This window comes from Streptomyces sp. NPDC002623 (assembly GCF_053592635.1).
This window is the reverse complement of sequence record NZ_JBSFWB010000029.1, coordinates 99,588-108,354: the sequence shown is the minus strand read 5'-3', so window position 1 is coordinate 108,354 and position 8,767 is coordinate 99,588. Positions and strand designations below refer to the sequence as shown.

Here is an 8,767-nt window from a genome sequence, read left to right as displayed (position 1 = left end):
CAGGGCCGTATCCGCTTCGGCGTGGAGGTGGCCAAGGCGGTGACCGACGCGGTCGGGGCCCACCGCGTCGGCTTCCGCATCTCGCCCGGAAACCCTTTCAACGACATCGTCGAGAGCGACCTGCCGGTCCTCTACGGTGAACTGCTGGCGGCGCTCTCCCCGCTCGGCCTGGCCTACGTCCACCTCATGGAGGGCCCGGACCGCGAGCTGACCCACCGGCTGCGCAAGCAGTGGCAGGGCACGTTCATCCTCAACCCCTTCACCCACCCGAACCCCACCGGCCCGGACGCGCTGAGCCTGGTCGAGGACGGCATCGCTGACGCGGTGGCGTTCGGCGCACTCTTCCTCGCCAACCCCGACCTGCCGGTCCGGCTCCAGCAGGGCGGCCCGTTCAACACGCCCGACCCCGCGACGTTCTACGGCGGAGACGAGCGCGGCTACACCGACTACCCGGCCCTCGGCTGATCCCACCAGGGGCCCGCCCGCCCCGGGCCCCGCACGCGGCGGACCGCTACGGCTGTTCGGCCCGGCCGGGGTCAGTCTCGCCTCGATCCTCCTGCTGATCCTCGGCAACAGCAGCAGTGGCGGGGTCATGCCGGCGGCCTACCTACCGGCCTGGCTGCGCCCGCTGTCCGAGATCCTGCCCGTCGGGGTGGGCGTCCGGGCGATGCAGGGCCTGTCCCGGTTCCAGGACGACGGTCTGCCCCGTGCCCTGGTGATCCTTCCGCTGTGGGTGGTCGGCGCCGCCGTGGTGCTCTACCTGAAGGACGTGTTCCGGCGCGAGGTCCCGACCGTGGCGCGGGAGCAGCACGAGCCGCAGCCTGCGGCGGGCTGACCCCGGTAGGGCGGGCGGGCGTCCGAGGCCGGCCCGGCAACGTCTCGTGGCAGTTGGGCAGTTGGGCAGTTGGGCAGTTGGGCACTTGGGCGGAGGGGCAGTTGGGCGGAGGGGCGGAGGCTCGGACGTGACGCCGCCTAGGGGCCGGTGGGACCGCTTCTTCGAGATCCGTCAGCGCTCGACGTCCGCCTTCTTGCCCGCGGACGCGCCCCGGCTCATCGCGAGCACGGCGTCGCGACGGCTCAGCGCGCCGAACGGCGAACCGCCGGTCGGGTTCTCGCTGCCGTGGATCCAGGTGGGGCCGTCGCCGAGGTGGGTGAGCGCCTGCTCCGCGACGTCGTAGGGGTCGGCGAGTTCCCCGCCGTACGACTCGCCGCCCGCGTCCCGCATCCGGCGGTGGGAAGGGGTGTCGGTCCTGCCGAGCACGAGCCCGAGGACGTCGACGCCGCTGTCCCGCCACTCCGCCCACAGGCTCTCCGCGAGGATGAGATCGAACGCCTTGGTGGCGCCGTAGGCGGCGAGCGTGGCGCCGCCGGCCCAGGCCGCGCCCGAGGTCACCAGCACCACGGCCCCTCGCCCCCGCGCCACCATCGGGGCGCCGAAACGGTAGGCCGCCTCCACTACCGCCGTGCAGTTGCGGTGGACCAGTTCCAGGTGGGCGTCGAGGTCCTTGTCGAGGAACGCCACGCTGTGGCTGTCGGCACCGGCGTTGTACACGAGGAGCCCGACTTCCAGGTCCGAGGTGACGCCTTCGAGTTCCGCCAGTGCGTCCGCGGCGCTGAGGTCGAGCGCGATCGTTCGGACCTCGACGCCGTATCGGGCCCGTATGTCGTCCGCGGCCGCCTCCAGTACGGGGACCCGACGGGCCACCAGGACGACGTTGATGCCCCGGGAGGCCATCCCGTGCGCGAACGCGACACCGACTCCGTCGGATCCGCCCGCGACGATGCCCCAGGGGCCATATGTGCTCATCACAGTTGCCGTCACCTTTCGATTGACCGAACGCCCGGGCGCCTCCACACCGTTCACGACGCCCCACGGCCCTTGTCGCGGCCCGTCGACGGTGGCTCGTCCCGCTGAAGCACCTTCTTCTCGACCGCGTCCGACGCCAGGACCGCCCCGATGATCCCGAGGTCCGCTCCCGCGCTCCGTGCCACCTCGCGCACCACGGTGACGTCCTTCAGCATCAGGTCCGCCAGTCGCTCCGCCACCGCCCCGACCGAACCACCACGGGCGACGACGCCGAGGGCGCGGCTGGCGCCGCTGCCGTGCTGCACGGCATCGAGGATCGTCTTCTCGTCGATCCCCAGCTCGCCGGCCAGGCGCACCGCGTCGACCGCGAGGCCCACCTGTGCGACGAACAGCGCGTTGTTCACCAGCTTGACCCGCTGTCCGTTGCCGGGCGGGCCGACCCGGATGACCGGCGAGGCGTACGTCGCCAGCAGCGGACGTACGTCCTCCAGAACGGTCTCGTCCGCGCCGACCCACAGCGTGAGCCTGCCCTCGGCGATGTCGTGCGGGCCGCCGGAGAGCGCGGCGTCGAGCACCCTGATCCCACGGTCCGCTCCCGCCTCGACGAGCAGTCGGGCGGTCGCCGGATCGGAGGTGGTGTGCTGGACGAGCGTCGCCCCCGGCTTCATGGCCGCGACGGCACCGTCCGGCCCCAGGCACACCGATCGCACCTGCTCGTCCGTCAGGACGACGACGAACACCGCGTCGGCGTCCCGGACGGTCTCGGCCACCGTCCCGGCCCAGGTCAGCCCGTCCGCCTCGGCGGCCGCGCGGTTCTGCGGACGCCGCACGAGGACGGTGACGTCGTGACCCGCGGCCATGAGACGGCCGAGTATCGGCCGGCCCATGCGGCCCGCCCCGATGAATCCGATCCTCACTGCTCCTCCAGTCGGCGCAACGGATGTCAACCGCCCGCCGACCGGCGCCGGTTGCTCGGGCGGGCTGTCGCGGTGATCTCCACGGGCGGGCCGTCGGCGGCAGGCGGCGTCAGCATCGCGCGGGGTCCGGGCGTGCCGTCGAGGTTGGCGTTGACCCGCTCGGCGATGCGCCAGCCCCGCGCGGTGCGCACCCAGCGCCAGGTGTTCGCGGAGACCTGGAAGACCCAGAAGCGGCCGGCGCCGGCGTCCCAGCGCAGGTGCAGCGCATGGCTGCGGCCGGTCGCCCGGTCGCCGTCGACGACGATGTGCGGCACGGTCAGGACGTGACCGCAACCGTTGTCGATCACGCTCTGGTGGCCGGTGCCGTGGACCATGCCGACGATGTCGTCCCGGCCCTCCATCCGCAGGTGGGGGATGGCGTCGAAGACACCTTCCTCGGTCCAGAGCGCCGCCGCGGCCTCGCCCGAACCGCTGTCGACGGCGGGCCCGTACTGGGCGACGAGCTGCATGATGTCGACCTGGTCCTGAAGGGTGTGAACCTGTGCCGCCAGTTTCTCGACGGCGGCGCGCAGCTCGTCGATCTCAGTCATGTGAGCCCTCTCTGAAGTCCGCTCGGGAAGCCCCGCTCAGGGAAGCCCCGCTCAGGGCAGGTCCGTTCAGGGCACGACGATGATGCGGGCCGGCCCGCCCGCGTCCCGTGCGGCGTCGAGCGCGTCGGCTACCTCATCGAGCCCGACGGTTCTGCCGAGCATCGGCCCGACGTCGAGGGCGCCCGAGCAGACCGCCTCGAACGCCTCGTCCCAGTCGGCCATCGACGGGCCCCCGCCGAACTGGATGTTGAGGCCCTTCCGCTTGGCCGTCAGGGTGTGCAGGTGATCGCCCTCCGGCGGCCCGCCCACGGAGAAGATCCGGGTGCCGCGCTCACACCCCTTGATGATCGAGTCGAGCACGCCCGGCACGCCGACGCACTCGAACACGACGCACCCCGGCAGGCCGGCCATCGTCGTCATCACGTCCCTCGTCGACCCGGCCGGCCCGCGGGCCAGCTCACGCCAGGCCTGATAGGGCGACACCCTCGCGGGGTCGACGACCACGTCGGCCCCCATCGCCCGTGCGGTCTCGCGTCGCGAGGCCACGAAGTCGACCGCCACGACCGGTCCCACGCCTAGGCGCTTGAGCCGTGCGATCACCGACAGACCGATCGCACCGCAGCCCATGACCAGCGCCACCTCCTTGGTCGTGACCTGGGCCCGTGACGCGGTCGACCAGCCCACCGAGATCGCGTCGGCGACGCAGACGACCCCGCTGGGGAGGTCGGAGACCACGACCCGGGTGATGGCCTCGGTCAACAGGAAGTACTCGCCGAATCCGCCGGGGGACTCCGGGTTCTGCCCGATGATCCTGCGGCCGGCGGCGGTGGACAGCACCGGCAGCGAACTCACCCGGGCGCCGACGGGAATCCGCCGCTCGGTGCGGGGGCCGTGGTCGACCACCTCGGCGCAGTACTCGTGTCCCATGACGATGTCGACGTCCTGGTCGTACGTCGACATCCCGCTGTCGTCGTCGGCCCCCGCCTCCGGATGATCCATGAAGTGGAGGTCCGACGCACAGATGCCGCAGGCCAGCGACCGGACGAGGAGTTGGCCCGGGCCGGGAACCGGATCGTCGATGATCCGCGCCACGACCGTCCCGCCGCGCAGTACAGCAGCCCGCATCAGGTTCTCCTCTTCGTGAACCCAGGACTCGTCTCTGTCACGCGACTGTAGCGACGCCTCACGATTTATAGAAGACCGTCTCCTATAAATAAGGAATCGGGGCCCTGGTCACTACGATGACCGGCATGACCGAGTCTCGCCGTCGACAGGGACGTCCACGTGACACGAGCATCGACGAACGGGCTCTCGCGGCGACGCGTGAACTGCTCGTCCGGCGCGGCTTCGACGCGACGACGATCCAGGCCGTCGCGGAGCACTCCGGCGTGCACGCCTCCGCCATCTACCGTCGCTGGACGTCACGGATCGAGCTGATCGAGGAGGCGACGTTCCCCGGGCTCAGCCCGCTGAGCGTCCAGCCGACGGGAGATCTCCGTCGCGATGTCCGCCGATTCGTCCGTGCCTACCTGGCGGCCTTCAACGCGCCTGCGGCTCGTGCGGCTGCGGCCGGCCTCCTCGCGCACCACCAAGCCTCCGGGCGCCCTCGACCGCCGGAGATGTACGTGCGCGTGTCGGCACGGCCGCAGTTCCGGGAGATCCTGCGCGCCGCACCGCCCGGAAGCGTCGACCCCGCCGTGGACCCGGACGACGTCTTCGACATGCTCCTCGGCGCCGTCCTGACCCGCACCCTCCTCTTCGCCGTCACGACGCGACAACGCCCCCTGGAGCGCACCGTCGACATGGTGCTCCGGATGCTGCGCCCACTGGACAGCGCCGAAGCCGCCGAAGCCGCCGAAGCCGCCGAAGCCGCCGAAGCCGCCGAAGCGGGCGATCCGGGCGATCCGGGTGATTCGGGCGCGTGACCGGAGCGATGTCGGCCGGCGGTTCCGGGTGATGTCCTCGACCCCGGACGACCCGGACGACCCGGACAAGCCCAGCCGCCATTTGATTGGCCGGCAAAACTAGCGTCCCTGCTGGGGAATGGATGCAGGTCCCCGTACGCTGACGACGGGTGATGGTCGAGCGAGCGGAGTCCCCCATGTCACTTCCCGTGCTCTTCGGAGCCAATGTCGACCCCGTCTGGGAGGACCCGGGGCAGCCCCTCCGGATCGCCCAGCAGGTCGAGAAGGCCGGCCTCGACCTCGTCACGGTCCAAGATCACCCGTACCAGCCCAGGTTCTACGACGCCTGGACGCTGATCAGCTATCTCGCGGGCGCCACCCGGAGTATCACCTTCGTGCCCACGGTCGCGAACCTCCCGCTGCGCCCGCCCGCCATGCTCGCGAAGTCCGCGGCCAGCCTCGACGTGCTCGCCCCCGGGCGGATCCAGCTCGGCCTCGGCACCGGAGCCTTCTGGGACGCGATCGAGGCCATGGGCGGACCGCGCCGCGAGCCCAAGGAGGCCGTGGCGGCGCTCGACGAGGCCATCGACATCACCCGGCTGATGTGGAGTGGCGAGCGCTCGGTGCGCTTCAAGGGCGAGCACTACTCGATCTCCGGCGTCCACCCGGGACCCGCCCCCTCCTCGGACCTCGGCATCTGGCTCGGCGCCTACGGCCCGCGCATGCTGGCGCTTACGGGCCGCAAGGCGGACGGCTGGATGCCCTCGTACGGCTTCCTCGGCCTCGACCGGCTCAAGGACGCCGTCGCGCGGCTCGACGCGGGCGCACAGGACGCCGGCCGGGACCCCGCGTCCTTGCGCAAGGTCTACAACCTCAACGGGCTGATCAGCCCTGTCGAGTCGGACGCGCCGTTCCAGGGCGACGTACGGCAGTGGGTCGACCAACTCGTCTCCCTCGTGCGCGAGTACGGGATGAACGGCTTTGTCTACTGGCCCGACGCCGACCATCTCCGCCAGCTGACCCGGTTCGCGCTGGAGGTCGTGCCGGGAGTGCGCGCGGCCCTGGCGTAGGGCGGGCCGGCGGCAGCGAGGCCTTCCACCGGATGACCAACACGCAAGTTCACCGTCGACGTGCAGGCCGTGCCGGCGTCGACACCCGACGACCAGCACCCGCCCGCCAAGTAGCTCCCCATCCGGTAGCCGGACCCGGCCTGTTGGGCACGGTTGCCTGTCAGAGCTGCGGGGCTGTTTCCGGGGTGGGTTCGAGGGTGGTTCGTGCTTGTGTGACGGCGTCGTAGAGGGCTTTCGGGTCGTCGGCGTGGAGCCTGATCACTGTGACGAGGCGGGTCGCGCCGAGGAACCTGGGTGCGTTGACCGGTTCGGCGAGTTGGAGGGTGATGGAGGTCTGTGATCCGACGGGGAGGTTCAGTTCGCCGTCCTTCTTCTCGTGGGTGAAGCGTGTCTCGCGGCGGATGGAGGCGATCCGGTCCAGGGGGAGGAGGACGTCGGTGTTGGCGGCCTGCCGGATGCGCAGGGTGCGGCCGGCGAGGACGTGCGGCCGGGTGCGGGAGGCGGCGTGCAGGCCGAGGACGAACAGGACGGTGTAGACGTCCACGACCAGGAGGGCGGTGTGGATGACGGGCCGGTCGGCGAGGAGGTAGGACAGGGCGACGGTCTCGACCACGCACGCGAAGGTGAGTCCGTACATGGTGGTGGCCTGGTCCCGGCCGTGGGTGAAGACCGCGTCGGCTCCCTCGACGCCGTGTGGCCGGCGGGCGACCCACCGGATCAGGCTTTCCACGACCCGGCGTTCGTGTGAGAGGAACCGCGCCACGGATGAGGCCCCGGATCGTGTGTGCTCCTGTGGTGCGGGGGCGGCGGGTTGCGGCCGGGCCACCGGGGGCGTGGGGGTCATGCGGGTCCTTCCTGTCGGCGCTTGACGAGTTCGAGTGCGCGTCGGACGGCTGCCGCCTGTGCCGGGGTCAGGTCCTCGTAGAGGGCCTCGGCCAGGCCGTGGGCGTCGGTGTCGGGAATGTGAGTCGCCAGGCCGTCGGGCAGAAGGGCCGCGAGCGCTGAGGCGGCTCGGGCCACGTGCGGGCTGTCCGGCTTCTGGCCGGCGAGGCCGTCCAGGAGGCTGTAGACCTGTCCGGCGTGCTCGCGCATCTCGTGCAACGCCGTCATCAGCGAAACCCTCCTCTCCTCGGGGGTCGCGGCGTCGAGGAACTCCAGATGCTCGCGGTCCTTCACGGCCATCGGTGAGTCGCCGAGGTCGCCCAGGTCGCCGAGAGCGGCCAGCAGGCCGGAGAGCTCCGGCGACACCGGTCCCTCAGGGAGCAGGGATCCGGCCCGCACCTGGGCCAGCAACTCGGCCAGTCGCGTCCGTCGCTGCCGGAGACGGGCCTCCTGCCGTGCGAGGTCGGCGTCCAGCTCCTCCAAGACCTCCCTCAGGTCATGGCCTTCCGTGTCCGCGAGGACGTCCCGTACCTCGTCGAGCCCGACACCGAGCTCGGTCAGACGCCGGATCCGGGCGAGCAGCACAGCGTCCCGGACGCCGTAGTCGCGGTATCCGTTGCTGCGCCGCAGGGGCTCGGGCAACAGCCCGAGATGGTGGTAGTGCCGCACGGCCCGCGGGGTGACCCCGACCAGCGCAGCGACTTCGCCGATTCGCATGAGACCAGTGAAAACCATGACGTCGCGGCAAGGTCAAGCACAGCCGATCGCGCGGCGGCCGGCACCCCTGACCTCGGCAGACGGCCGCGAACCAGCTCTTTGACCTTGCCGCGACGTCATGGTCTTCACTGAAGGACATCGGCCCCCGGGCGATCACCGTGCCCGGGCCTCCACCTCCGAAAGGACACAGAGATGACCACTGCCACCGACCGGAACGTGACCCTGCTGCGCACGGCGTACCGGTGCGTGGAGCGCGGCGACCTCGACGCGGCGACGGAACTCATGGCGGAGGACTTCATCGCCAACGTTCCCGGCAGCCCCGAGCCCCTGCACGGCCGGGAGATCTGGCGCTTCGGCACCCAGGCCATGCTCGACGCCTTCCCGGACCTGAAGATCGACGTCCAGGACATCTTCGGCGTCGGCGACAAGGTCACGGTGCTGGTCAACTTCCGGGGAACCCACCTGGGAGCATTCCAGCAGTTCGAGGCGACCGGCCGGACGGTCGCCTACCGCAGCGTCGAGGTCTACCGCATCGAAGGAGACAAGATCGCCGAAGAGTGGGTCGCCCCGGACATGATCAGCCTCATGCAGCAGATCGCGCCCACCACGACCGATCACTGACCCACCCTGCGGGCCGTACCCGGGGCGGACCCGGTGGCGTGGACAGGTATCCCACCGCTCACACGGCAGGAGGAACTACCGCATTTGCGGCGCGTCGTCGCGGAGTCCACCGCCGAATCGCCGGACGCACTGTTCGAGACGGTGGTGGCCATGCTGATCGCCGGCATCGAGACCATGCTGAGGCGAGACCGGCGGCCGCGTCGCGCACAGCGCCCACCGGAGGATCGCTGAACCTCCCCGACCTGGACTCATGAGCCGT

12 protein-coding genes are annotated in these 8,767 nt (G+C 71.1%); 6 read left to right on the top strand and 6 right to left on the bottom strand.

Annotated features, from left to right (window positions below; translation table 11 throughout):
• Both ACWD4O_RS37460 and ACWD4O_RS37455 read left to right on the top strand, forming a co-directional pair.
• The coding region (locus ACWD4O_RS37460; protein WP_451287032.1) for an oxidoreductase at positions 1-465 on the top strand (465 nt) is incomplete at its 5' end.
• Between the two features lie 127 nt (positions 466-592).
• Entirely contained in the window at positions 593-835 is a 243-nt protein-coding gene (locus tag ACWD4O_RS37455; protein ID WP_451287030.1) for a hypothetical protein, read from the top strand.
• Positions 836-1,006: 171 nt separating this feature from the next.
• On the opposite strand, the gene ACWD4O_RS37450 is transcribed toward ACWD4O_RS37455, so the two are convergent.
• The 4 genes from ACWD4O_RS37450 to ACWD4O_RS37435 form a co-directional block, all read right to left on the bottom strand.
• Positions 1,007-1,807 (bottom strand): SDR family NAD(P)-dependent oxidoreductase, encoded by an 801-nt coding sequence (locus tag ACWD4O_RS37450; RefSeq protein WP_451287028.1) that lies wholly within the window; start codon positions 1,805-1,807, stop codon positions 1,007-1,009.
• Between the two features lie 53 nt (positions 1,808-1,860).
• Positions 1,861-2,724 (bottom strand): NAD(P)-dependent oxidoreductase, encoded by an 864-nt coding sequence (locus ACWD4O_RS37445; RefSeq protein WP_451287026.1) that lies wholly within the window; start codon positions 2,722-2,724, stop codon positions 1,861-1,863.
• Positions 2,725-2,750: 26 nt separating this feature from the next.
• Positions 2,751-3,314: a nuclear transport factor 2 family protein gene (locus tag ACWD4O_RS37440; protein ID WP_451287024.1), complete on the bottom strand. Its 564-nt coding sequence runs from the start codon at positions 3,312-3,314 to the stop codon at positions 2,751-2,753.
• 66 nt (positions 3,315-3,380) lie between these two features.
• On the bottom strand, positions 3,381-4,439 hold the full coding sequence (locus tag ACWD4O_RS37435; protein ID WP_451287022.1) for a zinc-binding dehydrogenase: 1,059 nt from the start codon (positions 4,437-4,439) through the stop codon (positions 3,381-3,383).
• 125 nt (positions 4,440-4,564) lie between these two features.
• On the opposite strand from ACWD4O_RS37435, the gene ACWD4O_RS37430 reads away from it, so the two are divergent.
• Both ACWD4O_RS37430 and ACWD4O_RS37425 read left to right on the top strand, forming a co-directional pair.
• Entirely contained in the window at positions 4,565-5,239 is a 675-nt protein-coding gene (locus ACWD4O_RS37430; RefSeq protein ID WP_451287020.1) for a TetR/AcrR family transcriptional regulator, read from the top strand.
• 176 nt (positions 5,240-5,415) lie between these two features.
• A complete protein-coding gene (locus tag ACWD4O_RS37425; protein WP_451287018.1) occupies positions 5,416-6,288 on the top strand; it encodes an LLM class flavin-dependent oxidoreductase in 873 nt (290 codons plus the stop codon).
• Between the two features lie 160 nt (positions 6,289-6,448).
• Here ACWD4O_RS37425 and ACWD4O_RS37420 read toward each other — a convergent pair whose 3' ends face one another.
• Positions 6,449-7,018, bottom strand: a complete 570-nt coding sequence (locus ACWD4O_RS37420) for a hypothetical protein (RefSeq protein ID WP_451287016.1) — start codon at positions 7,016-7,018, stop codon at positions 6,449-6,451.
• Positions 7,019-7,128: 110 nt separating this feature from the next.
• Entirely contained in the window at positions 7,129-7,887 is a 759-nt protein-coding gene (locus tag ACWD4O_RS37415; protein ID WP_451287015.1) for a MerR family transcriptional regulator, read from the bottom strand.
• A 192-nt stretch (positions 7,888-8,079) separates the two neighbouring features.
• On the opposite strand from ACWD4O_RS37415, the gene ACWD4O_RS37410 reads away from it, so the two are divergent.
• Positions 8,080-8,508 carry an ester cyclase gene (locus ACWD4O_RS37410; protein WP_451287013.1) on the top strand — a complete coding sequence of 143 codons (429 nt, stop codon included), beginning with the start codon at positions 8,080-8,082 and terminating at the stop codon, positions 8,506-8,508.
• Positions 8,509-8,592: 84 nt separating this feature from the next.
• Positions 8,593-8,739 carry a hypothetical protein gene (locus ACWD4O_RS37405; RefSeq protein WP_451287011.1) on the top strand — a complete coding sequence of 49 codons (147 nt, stop codon included), beginning with the start codon at positions 8,593-8,595 and terminating at the stop codon, positions 8,737-8,739.
• The last annotated feature ends 28 nt before the right edge of the window (positions 8,740-8,767 follow it).